Source organism: Psychrobacter sp. CMS30, assembly GCF_904846565.1.
GTDB lineage: Bacteria > Pseudomonadota > Gammaproteobacteria > Pseudomonadales > Moraxellaceae > Psychrobacter > Psychrobacter maritimus.
In genome coordinates, this window is record NZ_CAJHBF010000001.1 from 14,530 (window position 1) to 35,775 (window position 21,246).

At 43.2% G+C, this 21,246-nt stretch carries 17 protein-coding genes and 4 tRNA genes; 10 read left to right on the forward strand and 11 right to left on the reverse strand.

The features are described from left to right. Positions 1-442: 442 nt before the first annotated feature. The 3 genes from trxB to JMX94_RS00065 all read left to right on the forward strand — a co-directional run bounded on the left by trxB (position 443) and on the right by JMX94_RS00065 (position 2,907). The gene (gene trxB, locus JMX94_RS00055) at positions 443-1,465 is read left to right on the forward strand and encodes a thioredoxin-disulfide reductase (RefSeq protein WP_201562136.1); all 1,023 of its coding nucleotides are present in this window, start codon (positions 443-445) and stop codon (positions 1,463-1,465) included. Further along, entirely contained in the window at positions 1,466-2,308 is an 843-nt protein-coding gene (aat, locus tag JMX94_RS00060) for a leucyl/phenylalanyl-tRNA--protein transferase (protein ID WP_201562138.1), read from the forward strand. It begins immediately after the preceding gene. A gap of 161 nt (positions 2,309-2,469) precedes the next feature. After that, positions 2,470-2,907, forward strand: coding sequence for a MerR family transcriptional regulator (locus JMX94_RS00065; protein ID WP_201562140.1), 438 nt, complete (start codon positions 2,470-2,472; stop codon positions 2,905-2,907). A gap of 64 nt (positions 2,908-2,971) precedes the next feature. Here the strand turns inward: JMX94_RS00065 and rimI are convergent, their stop codons facing one another. From rimI to JMX94_RS00115, 10 genes are all read right to left on the reverse strand, one after another. After that, complete coding sequence (gene rimI / locus JMX94_RS00070; RefSeq protein ID WP_227673446.1) at positions 2,972-3,460, reverse strand: ribosomal protein S18-alanine N-acetyltransferase; 489 nt, start codon at positions 3,458-3,460, stop codon at positions 2,972-2,974. A 196-nt stretch (positions 3,461-3,656) separates the two neighbouring features. Next, positions 3,657-4,847 carry an elongation factor Tu gene (gene tuf, locus JMX94_RS00075; RefSeq protein ID WP_201562142.1) on the reverse strand — a complete coding sequence of 397 codons (1,191 nt, stop codon included), beginning with the start codon at positions 4,845-4,847 and terminating at the stop codon, positions 3,657-3,659. Positions 4,848-5,337: 490 nt separating this feature from the next. Further along, a tRNA-Thr gene (locus JMX94_RS00080) sits at positions 5,338-5,412 on the reverse strand. Between the two features lie 114 nt (positions 5,413-5,526). Then, positions 5,527-5,600 (reverse strand) — tRNA-Gly (locus tag JMX94_RS00085). An 85-nt stretch (positions 5,601-5,685) separates the two neighbouring features. Next, positions 5,686-5,769 (reverse strand) — tRNA-Tyr (locus JMX94_RS00090). Positions 5,770-5,834: 65 nt separating this feature from the next. After that, positions 5,835-5,910: transfer RNA gene (locus JMX94_RS00095), tRNA-Thr, on the reverse strand. Positions 5,911-6,350: 440 nt separating this feature from the next. Next, positions 6,351-7,439: an FHA domain-containing protein gene (locus JMX94_RS00100; protein WP_201562144.1), complete on the reverse strand. Its 1,089-nt coding sequence runs from the start codon at positions 7,437-7,439 to the stop codon at positions 6,351-6,353. Positions 7,440-7,572: 133 nt separating this feature from the next. Further along, on the reverse strand, positions 7,573-8,427 hold the full coding sequence (locus tag JMX94_RS00105) for an RsiV family protein (protein ID WP_201562146.1): 855 nt from the start codon (positions 8,425-8,427) through the stop codon (positions 7,573-7,575). Positions 8,428-8,666: 239 nt separating this feature from the next. Then, positions 8,667-10,262, reverse strand: coding sequence for a peptide chain release factor 3 (locus tag JMX94_RS00110; protein ID WP_183620030.1), 1,596 nt, complete (start codon positions 10,260-10,262; stop codon positions 8,667-8,669). 157 nt (positions 10,263-10,419) lie between these two features. Then, positions 10,420-11,337, reverse strand: a complete 918-nt coding sequence (locus tag JMX94_RS00115) for a hypothetical protein (protein WP_201562148.1) — start codon at positions 11,335-11,337, stop codon at positions 10,420-10,422. A gap of 301 nt (positions 11,338-11,638) precedes the next feature. Here JMX94_RS00115 and JMX94_RS00120 point away from each other — a divergent pair, with 301 nt between their 5' ends. The 4 genes from JMX94_RS00120 (at position 11,639) to JMX94_RS00135 (ending at position 16,670) form a co-directional block, all read left to right on the forward strand. Continuing rightward, positions 11,639-12,052 (forward strand): Ohr family peroxiredoxin, encoded by a 414-nt coding sequence (locus JMX94_RS00120; RefSeq protein WP_201562150.1) that lies wholly within the window; start codon positions 11,639-11,641, stop codon positions 12,050-12,052. Positions 12,053-12,321: 269 nt separating this feature from the next. Continuing rightward, entirely contained in the window at positions 12,322-15,276 is a 2,955-nt protein-coding gene (gene polA / locus JMX94_RS00125; protein ID WP_201562152.1) for a DNA polymerase I, read from the forward strand. 239 nt (positions 15,277-15,515) lie between these two features. Further along, positions 15,516-16,052, forward strand: a complete 537-nt coding sequence (locus tag JMX94_RS00130; protein WP_201562154.1) for a hypothetical protein — start codon at positions 15,516-15,518, stop codon at positions 16,050-16,052. Positions 16,053-16,328: 276 nt separating this feature from the next. After that, positions 16,329-16,670: a hypothetical protein gene (locus tag JMX94_RS00135; RefSeq protein WP_201562155.1), complete on the forward strand. Its 342-nt coding sequence runs from the start codon at positions 16,329-16,331 to the stop codon at positions 16,668-16,670. A gap of 85 nt (positions 16,671-16,755) precedes the next feature. Here the strand turns inward: JMX94_RS00135 and hemH are convergent, their stop codons facing one another. Beyond that, complete coding sequence (hemH, locus tag JMX94_RS00140; protein ID WP_201562157.1) at positions 16,756-17,775, reverse strand: ferrochelatase; 1,020 nt, start codon at positions 17,773-17,775, stop codon at positions 16,756-16,758. 506 nt (positions 17,776-18,281) lie between these two features. Between hemH and JMX94_RS00145 the strand changes: the two genes are divergently transcribed. The 3 genes from JMX94_RS00145 (at position 18,282) to JMX94_RS00155 (ending at position 21,210) form a co-directional block, all read left to right on the forward strand. Then, positions 18,282-19,595, forward strand: a complete 1,314-nt coding sequence (locus JMX94_RS00145; protein ID WP_227673456.1) for a homoserine O-acetyltransferase — start codon at positions 18,282-18,284, stop codon at positions 19,593-19,595. After that, positions 19,592-20,209 (forward strand): methionine biosynthesis protein MetW, encoded by a 618-nt coding sequence (gene metW / locus JMX94_RS00150; protein ID WP_201562161.1) that lies wholly within the window; start codon positions 19,592-19,594, stop codon positions 20,207-20,209. The genes JMX94_RS00145 and metW overlap by 4 nt, the downstream gene beginning before the upstream one ends. 419 nt (positions 20,210-20,628) lie before the next feature. After that, positions 20,629-21,210 carry a tetratricopeptide repeat protein gene (locus JMX94_RS00155; RefSeq protein WP_201562163.1) on the forward strand — a complete coding sequence of 194 codons (582 nt, stop codon included), beginning with the start codon at positions 20,629-20,631 and terminating at the stop codon, positions 21,208-21,210. The last annotated feature ends 36 nt before the right edge of the window (positions 21,211-21,246 follow it).

The following is a 21,246-nucleotide window of genomic DNA, read 5'->3' on the forward strand; positions in this document are numbered from 1 at the left end:
AGAAAGAGGGTAAGAAAATAAATCTATCAGTGGTTTAGCAAAAAATGCGCTCATTAACCGAACATTCGCCACACCTTTGCGTAATAAATGGCTGCCCTATAAAAAAGAGGCGATTATTTTTGGGCATTGTTTTTTCAGGCATTATATTTTTAGAGTCAGTATTTGTAGATGCATTCTTTTTAGCTGCCATGTTTTCAGGCACATTTTTCAAGCTTATGATGCTTTGATTCTAATGATACCCATATTCGTTTTAGCAAACTTGCACTTTTTGCTATCTGCCCTTATGTTATTATCACATAGCAATGAGAAAAACCATATTCATCGCTACTTTTAGCGACTATCTTTTATAATATTTGTCATTTATACGACGCACTTTTATCATTCTAATTTTTATATTTTTCATTCTAATCGTTTTCATTTTGATAGCTAGCAAGGAAATTTTATGGCAACTGATAATACGGCTCCACGCCACGAAAAATTGATTATTTTAGGTTCAGGTCCTGCCGGTTATGCCGCGGCCGTTTATGCTGCACGTGCCAACCTAAAGCCAGTGATGGTGACTGGTATGGAAGTGGGCGGTCAGCTGACCACCACCACTGAGGTCGATAACTGGCCGGGCGATGCTCATGATTTAACCGGTCCTGCGCTTATGGATCGTATGAAAGCCCATGCCGAGCGCTTTGGTACTGAATTGGTTTATGACCATATCAATGAGGTTAATCTTAATGAGCGCCCTTTTACCCTGATTGGTAATAACGGCAGCTATACTTGTGATGCCCTAATTATTTCAACGGGTGCCTCTGCGCAGTATTTAGGCTTAGAGTCAGAAACCAAATTCCGTGGTTTAGGTGTATCGGCTTGTGCCACCTGTGATGGCTTCTTTTATAAAGACCAAAAAGTCGCCGTCATTGGCGGTGGTAATACCGCCGTTGAAGAAGCTTTATATTTATCAAACATTGCTTCTGAGGTCACTTTGGTCCATCGCCGCGACAGCTTGCGCTCTGAGAAAATCTTGCAAGATAAGCTGTTTGAAAAAGCTAGAAACGGTAACGTCAAAATCGAATGGAACCATAAAGTCAAAGAAGTGGTCGGCGATGATATGGGCGTCAATGGTCTGATCATAGAATCTATGATTGATGGCAGCACCAAGCAATTAGATACCATGGGTATGTTTGTCGCCATTGGCCATAAGCCAAACACAGAGTTGTTCAAAGGCCAGTTGGACATGAAAGACGGCTATCTTGTTGTTAATAGTGGCCTAAATGGTAATGCTACTCAAACCAGTATCGAGGGCGTATTTGCCGCCGGTGACGTGGCCGACCACGTGTATCGTCAGGCCATTACTTCTGCGGGCACTGGCTGTATGGCAGCGCTTGATGCCGAGAAATACTTGGATGCTATCGGTGAGACGGTTGCAACCGATCATACGTATGCGTCGACATTGACTGCTGATAAAGAAGCATAAATGAGCAACTTTGCTAAAGACGACGGCCGCATTGATATCGATATTAATGCGACTGATATAACGCCTGAGACCTTCCGTAAACACATCAGAAGTCTTGGGCGTTACAACTTCCCTGACCCTACGATGGTTGATCCTGATGGCATTGGTATCGTTGCCGTTGGCGGAGATTTAGCGCCTACAACGCTGATTTCTGCTTACGCGCAGGGATTATTTCCGTGGTTTAATGACGATGAACCTATCGCGTGGTGGTGTCCAGAGCCGCGCTGTATTATGCTGCCCACTGACTATAAGCCCAGTAAATCGCTGCGCAAGCAAGCGGGTCGCGAGCGTTGGCAATTAACCCTAAATCAAGCGTTCGATGACGTTATTCATGCTTGTAGTCTACCGCGTAGCGACGGTAACAATGACACGCTGCCCGAGGGCGAACATACTTGGATTCATAGCGAGATGATTGAAGCTTATACCGAGCTGCATGCTCAAGGCTTTGCGCATAGCATTGAAGTTTGGGATGATCAGCAGCAGTTGATTGGCGGTTTATACGGATTAAAGATAGGCGGTATTTATTTTGGTGAATCGATGTTTCATGTCGCATCGAACGCGTCAAAGCTCGCCTTTTGGGGTTTGATGCGTTTATGTGCCCAAAGCAAAGTCGAATTGGTAGACTGTCAGTTGCCAAATGAGCATCTGCTGAGCTTGGGCGCTGAAACCTTGCCGCGTGCTGAATTTTTAGCGCAGTTAGATACCCTTATTGGCAACCGTTCAGTCAAATGGCAAAAGGACTCTCATCAACCTCTAGCCGTATCATTACTTGATAAACCACAGCCGTGGCAATTAAAAATATAACGCAAATTCACAAGGCAAATAGCTTGGTTTAAAAATGAGCGTATTTATTGCTTTCCAATATAACTTTAAGCAAACTCTCTTTAAACAAACATAGCTTTAAACAACGCTTCCAATCATCATTAAACAATAAGTAAGTTAAATATTTTACTTACGAGGTTAGCATGGCACCTGATACCGCATTTTTATTGATTGGTACACTGGCGACCGAGGCCAATACCACCAAAGATACCATTCGTCATTACGACCAACTGGGGCTACTAAAATCTCGCAAACGCCAAGCAGGCTCACGGCTTTATACTGAGTTTCATCCAGAATGCGTTGAGCGTATTGAGCTGATTAAAAGCGCCCAAGCCATCGGTTTTACGCTGACTGAAATCAAAGATAGCCTTAATGATTATTATGATGGCCAGCTCGATATTGATTTGCAGCTAAGTCTTACCCAGCAGAAACTCGCCCAAGTAAAAAAGCAGCAAGCGACCATTGGCTTAATGATAGAGATGTTGGCTGAACGCATTGAGGTTCTTGAGCGCATGAAAGCAGACAGTGACTATAAGCTCAATGTTGAAATCTGTAAAAAGAAAATACCCTCACAACCCTAGTCAAGTTACCGGCAAATATATTAACTTTATCTTCAAGCAGAGTTATCAGCGTTAGTTATAACTATTAAACATAAACGCGCTGCATAATTAACGCATCAACTGCTGGCTGATGTGGCACTTGATAATAGTTTTTACGCGTATGAATCACGGCAAACGCTTGCTGCTGATACAAAGCAATCGCAGGCGCATTATCTGCCCGCACCTCTAATAATAAGCTCTCTACCTGATTGCTTATTAACTCTTCATTTAATTGTGCAAAAATTTGCGAGGCGATACCCTGACGCTGATAGTCAGGATGGGTGCCGATACGCAATATTTCTGCTTGCTCAAAAATAACTTGATAGAGGCAGTAGCCAATTACTTTATTATTATCGGCTTTATCTTCTTGTTCATAAACCATCAGCATATGCATACTGTCTTGCGCCAGCATCTCAACTAGCGTCTGATACGTCCATGCATCATGCGGCTGTACTAGTAATTCGATATCTGCGACCGCTTCTATTGTTTGTTGCAGCCGTGCTGTATGGGTTGCTAGCTTCTCGATAATAAACACAGTTGTTCCTTTTATTATTCTTATCCACGTTCACTTAAATTTAATAACACTCGTTCTATCTTAAATGTTTATTATTATTTAATCATCTGACTTCAAGATAAAGCGCCCACAAAAAAAGCCATCCTCTTACAAGGATGGCTTTTTTCTAACTGCTTAACGTGATCAGATTGCTCTAATAGCGTTAGTGCTTTAATGCTTAGCTAAGTACGTTAGCAACAACACCAGCGCCTACCGTACGGCCGCCTTCACGAATAGCGAAGCGTAGACCTTTGTCCATAGCGATTGGGTGGATAAGCTCTACGCCCATCTCAACGTTATCACCAGGCATAACCATTTCAGTACCGTCTTGTAATTGGATTGCGCCAGTTACGTCAGTAGTACGGAAGTAGAACCGTGGACGATAGCCGTTTAGGAATGGTGTGTGACGACCGCCCTCTTCTTTTGACAGTACGTATACTTCAGCGTCAAACTTGGTGTGAGGGGTGATAGAACCTGGCTTAGCAAGTACTTGGCCACGTTGTACGTCTTCACGTTTGGTACCACGTAGTAGTACGCCACAGTTTTCGCCTGCACGACCTTCGTCAAGCAGTTTACGGAACATCTCTACACCAGTACAGGTGGTTTTTTGCGTGTCACGGATACCAACGATTTCGATTTCGTCACCAACACGTACGATACCAGATTCAACACGACCAGTAACAACAGTACCACGACCTGAGATTGAGAATACGTCTTCGATTGGCATTAGGAATGCTTTGTCGATGTCACGCTCTGGCTCTGGGATATAAGTATCTAGGATACCTAGTAGTTCTACTACGGCTGGTTGGCCATATTTGCCTTCGTCGCCTTTAAGGGCTTGGGTGGCTGAACCTTTTACGATTGGGGTGTCATCACCTGGGAAGTCGTAGTCGTTAAGAAGTTCACGAACTTCCATTTCTACTAGCTCAAGCAATTCTTCGTCATCAACAAGGTCACACTTGTTCATGAAGACGATGATGTACGGTACGCCAACCTGACGTGAAAGCAAGATGTGCTCACGGGTTTGTGGCATAGGGCCGTCAGTTGCTGATACAACTAGGATTGCGCCGTCCATTTGAGCGGCACCGGTGATCATGTTTTTAACATAATCGGCGTGACCTGGGCAATCGACGTGTGCGTAGTGACGTGATGGGGTGTCATATTCTACGTGTGAGGTGTTGATGGTGATGCCACGTGCTTTTTCTTCTGGTGCTGAGTCAATAGACGCGTAGTCTTTGGCTTCGCCACCAGAGGTGATTGCTGCTACGGTTGCGATAGCGGCGGTTAGGGTTGTTTTACCGTGGTCAACGTGTCCGATGGTACCGACGTTGACGTGTGGCTTGCTGCGTTCAAACTTGGCCTTTGCCATGGGTATTTCCTCTTTTTTGATGAATCTTTAACAATCAAAGATCGGTAAATAGCTGTTTGACGGCTCATGATGCATAAAAACCATCAAACCGTTGACGCTATGGTTTTACTACTAAAGCTTATTTATTAACAAGGATTGATAGCGCTACAACTGTCTATATCTTTATATAGAGACATTATACGTGCTTTTCAATCTCTTGCACATTGCCGCGTATTATAACCCACATTGGCAATGCTACAATGCGACATTGTCTTCCTGTGTTTTTTTAATAAACAGACTTATTAATAAACGAATTTATTAATAAACTGACAGCACTAAAAGGCAACACCTCAGTGTCACCCTTAAATCATTATCTGCCACACTCTGTTTATAATTTTCAATATTCTATAATTTCGATATCGATATGTATATTTTGTAAAATACAATACTTTATTAAAGTGCCCCGCTTTGTCAAAAGAGCAAAGCCAATATAAAACACTTGAATAATAAATGGAGCTCATATTGAGAATTGAACTCAAGACCTCTCCCTTACCAAGGGAGTGCTCTACCGCTGAGCTATATGAGCGTGCTTTTAAAAACTACAGTAGCCAACCACTGGGTTGCACTAAAAAAAATATCACGATACAGCAATAATAACTGACTGTCGTGATGATTGATAGTTGCTGCGATGGTGCATATATGGAGCGGGTGGCGGGAATCGAACCCGCGTCATTAGCTTGGAAGGCTAAGGTGTTACCATTATACCACACCCGCATTTACTCTTATGCTGCTTGACTCTGATAGCGAGTCGTTCAGGATATAGAGTATGCTTGGCGCTAGGACAAACTTTGAAAAAATATGGTGGTGGGAGAAGGATTCGAACCTTCGAAGCTTTCGCGACAGATTTACAGTCTGTTGGGTTTGACCGCTCCCCAATCCCACCTAGATTGCTTGATATAAAATCACCTTAATTTAAAGCAAATTCATAAAAAGCGACTTTGAAAGAGATGGTGCCGACTGCCGGGATCGAACTGGCGACCTACTGATTACAAGTCAGTTGCTCTACCAACTGAGCTAAGTCGGCTTGTTCTCTCAAAGTGGTGGCTATTCTATCAAATATTTTGATAGACGCAAGCTCTTTTTTGGTTTTTTTAGCATTATTTTCATAAAAACCGTCAAACACTTGATTACATTACTGTTTTTTCTAGCATTAAATCGCTCTTTTTATCGCGATTGATATTATCAGCCACGCGGAAAAGTAAATAGCTTGGCACTACGTCCTCTAGTACCGATTATTTTTACTACCTAAATCAATAATAAAACCTTTTAATTAACTTTATATTTTATGGCTATTAACAAATGATTCATAAAGTTAATCTATAAACGGACAATTTATGCAGTAAGTCGGCAAACTGCCAGTGATTATTAGATAACCTTTACAATTTTGCAGGTTAAATAAATGATATCAGCTGGCAGATGCGTTTTTTAAGGAATGTTATAAGCGATTTTTAAGGATAAATCGCCTTATACGATGCCCATATTAAACAACCATAATGCTAGGCCAATAATTAAAACTGCCACAAAGACCCATATAAACCAACCGCCGCTGGGCTTTTTCTCAACCTGTCCCGCATTAGCAGGGTTATTGATGGCTTGATCCATGGCATTATTACCAGCTGTACCAAGGTCGCGAGGTTGACCCAAGTTGGCAGTGCCTGAGAACTGCGAAGTAGCAGCTTGCTTGGCGCGTAATACATCAGGATCTGCTTCTTCTTGCAGAGCGGTTTTGGTGGTTTTGTCATGCTTTACAGCGTCTGCTTCTTCTGGTGCTTGACGAGCTGCCTTCTGTCTTGGTTCTTCTACAACAGGCGCGCTCGTTACTGCCTCTGTTGCTACCTCTATAGTCTCTGTAGGCTTGGTTTCCGCCTGTTTAGTAGGCTCAGTGGCCACTGCTGCTGTTTCAATCGGTGCGGCTTCGACGGGTATTGCTTCACTACTATCATCTGTCGCTGACAAGACTTCATCGATACCTGTTTCTTTTACCACTGGCTCAGCCTCTACAATTTCAACAGGTTCGGCTGGAGTGTCTGCAACAGGTAAGAACTCTTCAATTTTCGTTTCTTTGACCACAGGTTCTTTAATAACAGCCTCTTTAACCACAGGTATAGCGGCAGCAGGTGCTAATTCGCCAACCGTGTCAGCGCTTGAGCTTAGTGCTGGCTCATCTGTCACAAGTGGAGCGGCTTGCTCATTAGCCAACGTCGCAGCAACTGGCGCGCTTACCTGAAAGCTAAAGCTGGCAAAACCTAGCTTATCATTGGCAGCAAGGTTGGTAGATTTATTGGCCTCAATGCGCTGCTCGTTGATAAAAGTACCGTTTGACGAATCTAAATCTTTAACGTACAACTCACCGTTTAATACGCTCAGCACCGCATGATTGCGTGACACTTGCTTGCTGCCGAGCACCACATCATTGTCGCTACCGCGTCCCACAGACAGGCTGTCACTGACTGTCAACGTCAGATCACCCAAGGCTTCGGTTAGGGCGTTAAGCTGCCATGTTGCGCCATCTGTGGCGACTGGTGTATTGGCATTTTCTATATGGTTCGTCATGCTATCACTCCTTATTTTTATTAAATGTTCAATGGCTATCTTTCTAAATAATTCTCTTTATTAAATAGCGTTCCTTATTCAATAACTGTCTTCAAATGATGAGCTTAATATCCGCTGATATTTATCGTCTGTATTATTTAGGAATAAAGCGGGGTTTTATAATACCGCCAAGTTTCTCGTAGGGGATACTAAGCACGGGCATACCATAGGCATAGGGACTAATAGAGTAATGCTGATAACGAATATCGACCCCTTTATCGGTCATGGTTACGTTATCACTTAAGGTAAACGGCCAGCTTTTCTCATAGCTTGCAACGTCTTCATCGACCGTTTTGACCCAGTTTTTATAGGCATCATAAGCTAAGGCTTTAAAGCGAGGTTTCTTGTTAGGCTGGAGCATATCTGCTAATTGGATTTGTTTTTTGCTCTGTTGGTCAAACACCAGATATTCGCTATATGGCATACCATGAGCGCCGCCCGTATAAACATACGAGCTAATCTCGAACAGCTCGAAATCGTTTACATGACCCAAGTATTCAGGCGTGACCATTAAGTTATAGACGAAAACGCTGTCTTCCGGCAAATCAGCAAACTGTGAGTTAACAAACCCATCGATAGCAGCTTTGACATCTGCTGGGCTACTTTTTTTAGTAATGGGCGCAGATTCGGTCGGTTTACTATTAACGACCAAATGATTGATACGCTCATTGGTCAGCTTATTTATCCAAGGATGATTGGTCTTGAGATATTTAACCTCAATCTCTGGGCAGTTATCACGCGCCGCGCATTTTTCTTCTATTTTTTGGGGTAGCTCATACTCTAAATACTCAGTGTGGCTAATCAGGCTCCCAGCATGCGCTGATAAGCTTAATGCGCCAAGCAGCAGCCCACCACCTAATGAGGTTATTAGTCGCAGCCAAGCCGTCTGTGAGGCAGAGTTTTGAGACCATTTTGACTTATTAGTATGGGGTTGGAGTGCCGCTTTCATATAGCCTCTTTAATATGCAGATAAGATATCTTGATATTCTACCGTAACCATTCTGTAGTATTGTAGGTACACTGTTTGTGTTTTTGGATACTTAGTATTTTTGATAATTGGTGTTTTTAATGACCAGTGCTTTTGGCAAACCAGCCTTTATCCGTTTATTCGTTGTAAAAATTATCTGTAATAAAAAAGACACGATATCGTGTCTTTTAAAAGTAAGCAGGAAGATGGATAAGCTGATTTTAATGCTCGCGTGTATTGCTAAACGTCACTTCTGGATAGCGGTCTTGCATCAGCTGCAAGTTCACGCGTGATGGGGCTAAATAGGTCAAATAGCCGCCGCCATCTATCGATAACTGGTCATGCGCTTTGCGTTTAAATTTCGCTAATGCCACTTCGTCATCGCAATGAATCCAGCGTACGGTTGCGATAGATACCGGTTCAAAGATACATTGTACCTTGTACTCTTCTTTTAGACGATGCGCGACCACTTCAAACTGTAGGACACCGACCGCGCCCAAGATTAAATCGTTATTAATCTGCGGCATAAAGACCTGCGTTGCGCCCTCTTCACTCAACTGCTGCAGACCTTTTTGTAAGGCTTTTGATTTAAGCGGGTCTTTTAATACCACACGGCGGAACAGTTCAGGGGCAAAATGCGGAATACCGGTAAAGTTCAGCTCCTCGCCTTCGGTAAAGCTGTCACCGATAGAAATCGTTCCATGGTTATGTAAACCGATGATATCACCCGGATAAGCTTCTTCTAACGCTTCACGGTCACCAGCAAGGAAAGTCAAAGCATCGGCAATACGCACGTCTTTACCCAAGCGCACATGCTTCATCTTCATGCCTTTTTCGTACTTACCTGAGCAAACCCGTAAGAACGCAATGCGGTCACGGTGACGCGGATCCATATTGGCCTGAATCTTAAACACAAAACCGCTAAATTCGGTTTCGGTTGCTGCCACTTCGCGCTCATTGGTCGGGTGCGATTTTGGCGGCGGCGCATATTTGATTAAAGTATCCAGCACCATATTGACACCAAAGTTACCCAGCGCCGTACCGAACAATACCGGTGTCATCTCGCCCGCCAAGAACGCCTCAACACTAAACTCTTCTAGCGCCATTTGTACCAGCTCAAGTGACTCTTCAAAAGCGTCAAACATCAGCTTGCCCAAACGCTCACGAATATCAGGATAATCATAGCCTTCGCGCGTCTCAGCGACCGTCATATCACCGCCGTGACCTTTTTCATATAGATAGGTTTTGTTTTCGGTTAAATGATAGACGCCAACGAAATCTTGCCCCATACCGATAGGCCAAGTAACCGGAATACATTTAATCTTTAATACCGCTTCGATTTCACTCAAGAGCTCAAGTGGCTCACGAATCTGGCGGTCAAGTTTATTGACAAATGAGATGATGGGCGTGTCACGCATCCGGCAAACTTCCATCAATTTGATGGTACGCTCTTCGACACCTTTTGCGCCATCGACCATCATCAGCGCACTGTCTACAGCGGTCAGAGTACGATAAGTATCTTCACTAAAGTCGGCGTGACCCGGTGTATCTAGCAGGTTGACCATATGGTCTTTGTAAGGGAACTGCATGACCGAGGTGGTAATAGAGATGCCACGTTCTTGCTCCATGCTCATCCAATCAGATGTCGCATGGCGGTCGGTTTTGCGGCCTTTAACCTCACCAACCACCTGAATCGCTTGACCCCAAAGCAATAGCTTTTCTGTCATGGTGGTCTTACCCGCATCGGGATGCGAGATAATGGCAAAGGTGCGGCGTTTGGCAACTTCTTTGCTTAATTTTTTTGGATCTACGCTCATAATTTTTGGCTTCAACGTTGGCTAATTTAGAAATCAATCTAAATAAATAGTGTCAATAATGGGCATATTGTAACGGATTTAGCGTCTGGGTGCAGAATTAGCGCATAAAAAAACACTCCCTGATAATCAAATAGGGAGTGTTTAGATGGTTTTATATTTAATAATAGCGCTTGATTTCTCTTTCCAAAAAGTCGGCGGCAACCTCATTGACGATGGTGCAATCAACCACACTACGAAAGCTATTGGTGTTCGGATTGCTACTGCCTTTGGCAACATAATCGGCTTCGTAGATGCCCGTAGCATATTCAACGCCGTTGTACTGGTAAGCAGGTTGGTTTTTATAGGCAAAAAACGTCACCTGTGCAGCGTGTTGTTTATTGTCCGCTCCAACCCCAAACTTAGAAGTGCTATAGCCTCTGTTATCATCAAATCTTGCTTCGGCGGCGTCGATCCACTTGTCCAATGCTGAATAACCGGTTTTGTCTTTTTCATTAAATGCTAAAAACGCGCGCTCGCTTGTAACGACTGGAATATAACAAACGGAGCCGGCTGGAAATGCCAATGTCGCTGGAATTTTAGGATAATGGTTTAAGCTCGTAATGATGCCGCGACTGTCGCTTATCGTATTCCCTGCAAGATAACTGTCCGCTTTTACACCTGATAAATCTAAAGTTTTATAGGTGATTTCATAGCTAGACTTGTTATTGGTGTTTTTCTCATAAATAGGACGTTTAACCGTGCGACCATTCACCTCAATATTTTTATTTTCCAGTCGCCCTTCAAAGTTATTTGCCAATATCGTTTTATCTAAGGTATTTAAACTCTGATTACTATAATTATTGACAAGATTTTTTATTTTAATCTCGCGCGCGCCTGTGCGGTAGCTCTCATCAATACGTGCAATCGCCGTAGCGTTTACTTGGCTATCATAGCTATTAGCAAAGCTGGTCAATGTAATGTTATTACTGCCGCCCGAGCCATAAATACCGTTATCTTCTTCGCAACCGACAAGAGCAATCATCATTAAAGATAAAATACTTGGTATTACAATTAATTTCTTCATTGACCCGTTCATCACATAACGTCCTTATAGCTCGGTTTTTTGCCATCTATGCTGATGGGTTTACTATGACCATTTATACAATGAGTTTACATTAACACATTCATGATTTATATATCAAAATGCTTCGATTATCGCTAACCTGACAGACATGATGCATTTACCCACTTACAAACTTGTAGCATATGTTTACTACTGCCCCATTGCGCTAATCGAGCAGCTTGCTATGCTATAGGTCCTATTAAGAAAAGGCTTATCGAGATTGATAGCCAATATTTACCCTTCAATTATAAAAACTGACAACAAAGGATGTGTTATGAAAACTCTATATTCTACTAAAGGCACGGTTACTGGCGGTCGTACTGGTAAAGCAAGCCTGCAAGATAGTGATTTGACGATTAATATGGTTGCACCGGGTTCTGGTAAAGAAGGCAACAATCCAGAGCAACTATTCGCCATGGGCTATGCTGCTTGCTTTGATGGTGCACTTGCGGCAGTTAAAGGCGAAGAAAAAGCAAAGTTTGATTCTACTACTGAAGTATCGGTAGATTTGATGAAAGGCGAAGGCCTAGATTTTCAATTGGCCGTTAAAATCCATGTGGTTGGTGAAAATACAGAACTATCAGCGGATGAATTCCAACAGTTGGTTGAGAAAGCCAATAAAGTCTGCCCATACTCGAAAGCTACCCATGGTAATGTCGATAGCGAAGTGACTTCAGAAGTAAAATAAGCGCTTAATAATGACAATGTCATGAAATATATACAGCTATTAAATATATACAGCTATTAAAAATAAAAAAGAACTCAGCTGGTCTGGGTTCTTTTTTTATTGGCGACGAATTTAGCTCGTCAACATCGTAATTGTTTATTATTTCCACGATCCATTGATTAGTTTGCCATCAATTCGGCAAGAAGGTTTTTTATCGTTATAATGAAGGTATCTTTTTATCCAATTTTTTACTCAATACTTGCTGCCCCATATTTGATAAGTGACTTTTTATGACTGCCAACGACCACAACTCGCACTCGCCCATTAATCCCAATACGCTACCAAACTTTGCCTCCATGCCAAATGTGGCGACGATGGATACCAGTCATGTGGACAAAAACCAGCCGCCCTTTATTTTGGTCGATGGCTCTTACTATCTGTTTCGCACTTATCATGCCTTACCAAAGACCATGCAAAACTCTCAAGGTCTGATAACCAATGCCATACGTGGGACGTTGAATGCGCTATTGAAATTAATGCGCCGCTATCACCCAACCCATATGGCGGTCTGCTTTGATACCAAATCACCGACTTTTCGCCATGCGATGTCAGAGGAATATAAAGCCAATCGTCCAAAAATGGATGTGGAATTGGCTGAGCAAATTCCGTATATCCATAGCTTAGTTGCCGCCCTAGGGATTCCCTTACTCCGTATCGAAGGTGCAGAAGCCGATGATATCATTGGTACCCTCGCTTATCGTGCCGTCGCTGAAGGCCATCATGTAGTCATCTCGACTGGTGATAAAGACATGATGCAGCTGATTAATGACTGCGTGATATTAGAAGACAGCTTTACCGGTAAAATTACCGATAGCACAGGCGTGGTCGAAAAATTTGGTATCAATCCTGAGCAAATGATTGACTTTCTGACCCTGATGGGCGACTCCTCTGACGGCATCAAAGGCGTGCCGGGTATCGGCAAAAAGACGGCCAAAGACTTGCTTAATGAGTATGGCTCTATCGAAAATATGCTCAAAAACGTCGCTGATATCAAAGGGCGTGCGGGCAAAAATCTGGTCGAATATGCCGATGATATTCCGATGAATGCGCAGCTGGCGACCATCGTTACTGATTTAGAAATTGGCCAAGACTGGCAAGATTTAAAAATCAATACCGACCCTTGCGCGCATATCGATGAGCTACGCGCACTGTATAGTGAGCTTGAATTTAGAAATGAGTTGGCCTCACTGGATCACCCCAATCACCCAGCCAATGGTTCGCAAAGTGTCGCCAATAGTCAGGCGGATGCTGAATCACAAGCACAAATCGCTAAATCCTTACAGTCAAGCACTATTGATAATATCACCGACATTAAAAGTCATGATAGAGCATGGCATACGATTTTAGATGAGCCCGCTTTTGATAGCTTAGTTAAACTATTAGCAGACGCACCGCACTTCGTTATCGATACCGAAACCACCAGCGTTTATTGGCGTCAGGCTGAATTGGTTGGTTTGTCTTTTGCGGTAAAAGCGCACGAAGCCTATTATGTACCGCTCACGCATAATCTAGAAGGCGATGAGCTGACTGCAAAGCAACTTGATCGCGATACGGTATTAGCAAAACTTAAACCTATCTTAGAAAATCCAAACATCGGTAAAATCGGTCAGCATCTCAAATATGATGCCCATATTCTCAGTCATTATGATATCGACTTAGTAGGCAGCATTCATTCCAGCCCTAATAACTGGGCGATGGATACTATGCTTGCCAGCTACGTCATCAATGCCGCCATTACTCGTCATGGTATGGATGACTTGGCGCGACATTACCTACAAACGCAGACTATCAGCTTCGAGGATGTCGCTGGTAAAGGCGCTAAGCAAGTTAGCTTTGACCAAGTCGCCATCGATATTGCCAGCGACTACGCTTGCGAAGATGCCGATATTACTTATCAGCTGTTTGATGTCTTTAATAAGAAGCTATCTGATGACGAAAATAACGCCAAATTACTACATGAGCTAGAGATTCCAACCGCCGAAATACTCTGCCAGATGGAAGCAAACGGTATTTTAATTAAGCGCCCATTTTTAAATGAGCTATCAAAGCGTTTTGATGAAGAAATCATTGCGCTTGAAAAACGTGCTTATGAAATCGCTGGCGAAGAATTTAATCTCGGCTCGCCAAAGCAGCTTGGTGAGATGCTGTTTGATAAGCTTGGCGTCCCTGGTGGTAAAAAAACCAAGTCTGGTCAATACTCTACTGGCGAAGCAGTATTATCAAAAATTGACCACCCATTGGTCGATATCACCCTTGAATATCGCGGTCTGTCTAAGCTCAAAAGTACTTATACCGATGCGCTTGATAATGTTGCAGATGCTGAGACTGACCGCGTGCATACCAGCTATCACCAAGCACTGACCAGTACCGGACGTTTATCATCAACTGATCCTAACTTACAAAACATTCCGATTCGTACTGCCACTGGCCGCCTAATTCGTCAAGCCTTTATCGCGCCAGAAGGTCGCGTTATTTTAGCCGCGGATTACTCGCAAATTGAACTGCGTCTGATGGCGCATTTTTCAGGCGATAAAAACCTAACGCATGCTTTTAATGAAGGGCTAGATATTCACGCGGCCACCGCAGCTGAAGTGCTAGGCAAAGATGTTACTGATGTCACCCCGACCGAGCGCCGTAATGCCAAAGCCATTAACTTTGGTCTACTCTATGGTATGAGCGCTTTTGGCCTTGCCAAGCAGCTACAAATGAGCCGCAGTGAAGCGCAAGACTATATCGATATGTACTTTAAGCGCTATCCAGGTGTCAAAGACTATATGATTAATACTCGTGCCAGCGCCCATGATAAAGGCTATGTCGAGACGATATTGGGCCGTAAGCTTTATACACCTGATATCAGCCATAGCAATCGCATGGTCAAACAAGGCGCTGAACGTGCTGCGATTAACGCGCCATTACAAGGTTCGGCAGCTGACTTGATTAAACTTGCCATGATTGCCGTTGATAAAGTGTTGCCAAAAGAGCAGGCTAAAATGCTGCTACAAGTCCATGATGAGCTGGTGTTTGAAGTCGATAGCAACAAGGTTGATGAAATCAGCAAGCTTATTACTGATGCGATGCAAGACGTCTTAACTAACACTGCTGTTGAAAAAGGTTGGCAGGTAGATTTTTCTGTACCGTTATTAGTTGAAACAGATAGTGGTCAGAACTGGGATGAAGCGCATTAATCGTGCAAACAAAGGCAGTTATAATGGCCTTTAATATTGCTATTAATGCTTCTATTAATGCAGCTAAAGATGGTAATTGAACACTGGCGTTTATACTCTGCCATAGCTGTGCAATGACTCTTAGCAGTATAAAAAGCACACGTTACTTTTATATATATTAATTTTTAACATATTAATGACGGTTTAAAGTGAGCCTGTGCGCTCACTTTTTTCATTTTTGAAAACTAGGAAGCTTTATTTTGATTGCAGATGGCATCATCGAATTACCGGGTATTATCATATTAATCGCGTGCATATTACGCTGCGTTCAATATGTGATACAGAGTGAGCTGAAACTGGGGCACTATTTTTGGTTGGCATCTGTATTGACATTTTTTGCTGTGATTCGCCGTGAGTTGAATTATGTACCCGAGCTCTTGATTCCTAGTGGTTTTACATTTATGAATCACTCGTACGATTGGTGGGAAGATGCTGTGCTGTTAACGGTGTATCTGCTGATTGTGGGCTTATTAGCTTATAGTTGGCGTTATCTTTGGATGGTATTAAAAAAGGTTCCTGTGTCGCTATATATCGCTGTGGTTGCCTTAGCACTGTTAGAATATATGGGTGAAAATGCCATTTTTATACCAGAAAGTATCGGCGAGATAGTAGAAGAAATCGCAGAGACCGGCGTTTATACGATTGCCTTGATTTATTTATGGACATTTAAACTCGGTGAGTTTGAAAGACATTTTTTACCTCAACAAAATTATCATGCACCGTGCAAAGCCAGTTAACAGAAATTGTCTACTCGCTAAGGTTATCAACCAGAAAAACCTTTATTAATGATAACAACTGAAAAACGGCTGCTCAATATGGGCAGCCGTTTTTTGCCTTTATAGACTTGCCTTCTTACATTTTTTGAACATCCTGTGACACCTTACTACTATCAGTTACCATCATAACGCGGCACACTGATAAGCAGATCTTACCAATGACCAATGACCAATGACCAATGACCAATGACCAATAATAACGTGAATGGCATTTATAACTATAATGAGGACATATCCATGGACAATACAAAAACCCCACTACCAGAAGAGATGGATCATATTGAAGGTGACGACAATATGAATGACAACGAAGTCGGTAGCCAAGAGATTGATTTGAACAACCCTATGCTGCACACCTTTGATAATGACGATATGATTGATAATAGCGCAGGATTTAATAACTCAGAAGTTGGAACAGACGCAACCCAAGGGCTGACACCGATGCATCGGCAAAATATTGATGAAGCTCGGATTGATGAAGTGTTGGTCGAAGACAATTTAGACGATAAAGATTATCCTGATATTGTTGATATTGCAGACAGAGATGCGGCAAAGATTTCTAATGATGACAATTTTTAGAAATCACCTATTCGTAAAATAGAAAATAATTCAGAAAAAAATACCGAACATTATGTCCGGTATTTTTTATGGCTTAAGAAAACAATTAAGCCCAGCCATCCAAGGTTCCTGCCCAGCCTTTGACCAAAGGCAAGCTTAATGCTTCTAGCAAATCAATATGCGCCTCATCTAGGTTCAACGCGGGAATATAATGATATTCTTGCCCGCCCGCGTTAAGAAAATTATCTCGATTCTCAATCGCCAATTCTTCCAGTGTTCCTAAGCAATCAGCGGAGGACGCCGGACTAATCACTTGTACCGAACGCACCCCAGATTTGCCCCAATCTTCTAACACCACATCGGTATAAGGCTTGACCCATTCTTGCTTACCAAAGCGCGACTGGAAACTGATAATCCATTCGTCATCTTGCAGACCAAGTTCATACGCGACTTGTGCGGCGGTACATTTACAACGTTTTGGATACGGATCACCTTTATCAGCATAAGGCTGCGGAATCCCATGAAAGCTAAACATCAGCTTTTCAGGCTTGCCATGTTCCGCTTGAAAGCGGCGAATCGAATTGGCCAATGCTTTGATATACAGCGGATGGGCAAAGTAATCTTTGACAATGCTATAGTTCGGCAAGTTACGTTGCTTGAGCGTCCATTTGGTTAACGCATCATATACCGCACCGCCAGATGATGCCGAATACTGCGGAAATAATGGCAAGATAACAAAATGATCAACGCCTTCGCTACGCAAGGTATCCATCACATCAGGCAGGCCAGGATTGCCATAGCTCATCGCCGGATGCACAGACACCCGAAATGGCGCCACGCTATCAGCCAAGCGCGGCTCGAGCAGCTCAACTTGGCTTTTTAGTATTTTGCGAATGGGCGAGTCGCCTTCCCAAATACTAGCATAGGCTTTTGCCACCCGTTTTGGTCGGTTTGGCAACACAAACAGGTTTAGAATAATTGCCCATAAGAATTTAGGAATTTCAATCACGCGCGGGTCAGATAAAAACTGTTTAAGGTAGCGGCGTACGGCTGGTGCAGTCGGCTCATCAGGCGTACCTAGGTTGACTAACAAGACGGCAATACGTGGCGGCAATTTAGGTTTCATAGAGTATTATTTATTCACTTATTAAATCATCAGGAAATATATTAGATAGAAATATAACGAGCAAGCAGAGAAGCTTATAAACGAGATATTATAAGGTTTAAAATAGCTGCTATTGTTCGCCTTTAGTGTAGCATTTTATAAGAGCAGAACGCATAGTAAAGGCAACCGTTATACACTTTAATATGTGCTTTGATACCTGCCTTGATACTTGTCTTAATACTGCCCTTAATCGACGCTTAAAATAAAGACTTGGCGCGAAGGTTGTACTCCTACGCACATCGCCATACAATAGACAAGCTTATAACAATAAACTAGTTAGACCAATTACTGTCGCCATCCTAGGTTTGTTTTATTTATAACTGTTTTTTTATCCATGACTATTGTTTTATCCATAACTGTTGTTTTGTGAGGTAGCTTTGAGCGCACGTTCTGATAGTACCAGTGAGCATTCCACCAATCATGCCGCTAATGCAACCGATACCGTCGGTTCGGTAGGCTCAGTTGGCATCGTCACGCCGCAGACTTTTCATTTCGCTGAGCCGTTGACCTTGGAGTGCAATCGCACCCTGCCCTCATTCGATTTAATATTTGAAACTTATGGCACGCTCAATAGCGACAAATCAAACGCCATCCTTATCTGTCACGCCTTATCAGGTAGCCACCATGCGGCAGGCTTTCATAGTGACGACGATAAAAAAGCGGGTTGGTGGGACAATATGATTGGCCCTAATAAAGCCATTGATACCAATCAATTTTTTGTCGTGTGCGTCAATAATATCGGCAGCTGCTTTGGCTCTACCGGTCCAACGACCATCAATCCTGACACCGTCAATTCAAGCCAAAAAAGCACAAACAAGAATAGTGAGAACAGCGAGCCACAAGTTTATGGCCCTGACTTTCCCCTTGTCACCATTAAAGACTGGGTAAAAACCCAAGCCATGCTCTCAGACCGCTTGGGCATTGAGGTGTGGCATGCCATTGTCGGCGGCTCAATGGGCGGTATGCAAGCCCTGCAATGGTCGGTCGATTATCCAGAGCGCTTAAAACGCTGCGTGGTTATTGCCAGTACGCCAAAGCTTTCTGCGCAAAACATCGCCTTTAACGAAGTTGCACGCCAGTCTATTTTATCCGACCCTGATTTTAAAGACGGACGCTATTTGCAAGCAGGTACTTATCCTCGTCGCGGGCTTATTCTTGCGCGTATGGTTGGTCATATCACCTACTTGACTGATGACGCGATGAAGGCAAAATTTGGTCGTGATTTAAAATCTGGTAAGTTTATGTATGGCTATGACGTTGAGTTTCAAGTTGAGAGCTATTTGCGCTATCAAGGCGAACGCTTTAGTGAAAACTTCGATGCCAATACCTATCTGCTGATGACCAAAGCGTTAGATTATTTTGACCCGACGCGTGACTATCCATCAGCCGTAACATTAGAATCCGCATCAGTAAAAGCTGAATCTGCCGAGAACGAAACTGAGAAAACGTTAGAAAGTAGCGCGCATATTGATAATGCTGATAACGTTAATGTTGCCAATGAAAAAGAGCTAAGCGCACTTAAAGCCGCCTTCGCCCATACCCAGTGTCAGTATTTGGTGGTGTCATTTACCACCGATTGGCGCTTTGCCCCTGAGCGCTCGCAAGAGATTGTCGATGCATTAATGGCGACTGGTAAGCCGGTCAGTTATATTAATGTCGATGCACCGCACGGTCATGATTCGTTTTTATTCGATATTCCGCGTTATATGGGTGCCGTTAAAGGCTTTTTGACCGCGCCATTTATTGCTAATAGCATGATAGCTAAAGGAGCACGCTCATGAGAATGGACCATCAATTGGCTGAGCGTTGGATTGCACCGCACTCGCATGTGCTTGATTTAGGCTGCGGTAATGGTGAGCTACTCGCCCATTTACAGCAAAATCTAGGCGTGACCGGTTATGGACTTGAGATTGATAAAGACAAAATCAATGAAGCCATTACTAAAGGTTTATCTATCGTCGAGCAAGACCTCAATGATGGCTTAAGCCGTTTTGCAGATAATAGCTTTGATACCGTCGTTATGGCGCGCGCACTGCAAGCGGTAAAAGCGCCTGATGTGCTCCTGCTCGATATGCTACGCGTCGCTCGCGAAGCTGTCATCACCTTCCCTAACTTTGCCCATTGGCAAAACCGCCTGCATTTGGGCTTAAAAGGTCTGATGCCAGTTTCAGAAGCGCTGCCTTATGAGTGGTATAACACCCCAAATATTCATCTGTGTACCTTTAAGGACTTTGAGCAACTGTGCGCGCAGCATGATATTCATATCATCAACCGCTTTGCTGTCAGTGATTCAGAAAAAGGTCATAACCCGCTGATGACTGCATTAATACGCCAAGCACCCAACCTTTTAGCAGACGTCGCTATCTATCGCGTCAGCAAGCAAAAACGGGATTAATAATCGTATTTTTTGTCGTTTATTAAAGTGAATTTAACGCCATTACTACCTATTTTAATCTTAAGCGATTGTTAATTTCTTCTTACCCTTCAGTAACTCTATGATTTTATTGAGGACAATGCGGTACAGTTAGGAATTAAATCCTGTAATTAGTATTTGAGTTTCGTAAGTTTGGGTGTTAAGCTAGCGAAATAGTGTCAATCACCCCCTAATTACGACCGTTTGTCGGGTTAATCAGGGACGACTAGGACACTACCGATACGAAACACTACCAATACGAATTATTTTGCTAATGATTAGGTAAGTTGGTATTGCAAGATTTCACCTAATTGTTATCGCCGTCTAACTGTCTTTAGCGAGACAATTTTTAGCGGTGCAACCTATCTTTTGCTTATTAACTGCCTAATTTTGGAGCTGCTATGAAATTATTAAAAGCTGCGTTGTTTACTGCCCTGTTTTCTTGTGCGGGCCTTGCCAACGCTGAGTTAATATCAAACGTGCCACTTGATACCTCACGTTTTGAGCTAATGCCTATCAGTGAGCTGTCTGCCAGCGCTGCCCAAGGTAACAATCACGCTCAGTTTTACTTAGCCAAGCGTTTGCAAAAAGGTGAAGGCGTTGCTCAAAATACCCAACAAGCTGTCCAATGGTATACCAAAGCAGCTCAGCAAGGCGTTGCCCCTGCTCAGTTGAATCTTGCCATCATGTACTTGCGCGGTGAAGGTGTCCAACCAAACCTACAGCAAGCACGCCTTTGGTTAGAAAAAGCGGCAATGCGCGGCGATAACCGTGCTAGCTATACGCTTGCTTTGCTAGATGAGAAGCAAAAAAACCTAGTTGATGCTTATAAATGGTACGACTTGGCTGCCCGTGATGGTATGCTCGATGAAAAAGTACGTAACAAAGCTCGCGGTAAAATCGGTCAGCTAGCATTGAACTTATCAAGCTCAGACATTGCTAGTGCCCGTAGCAAAGCCGATACTTGGTTTCAGAGCAAGTAAGCTTTAATAGCTATTAATTTAATAATAGAAAATCCA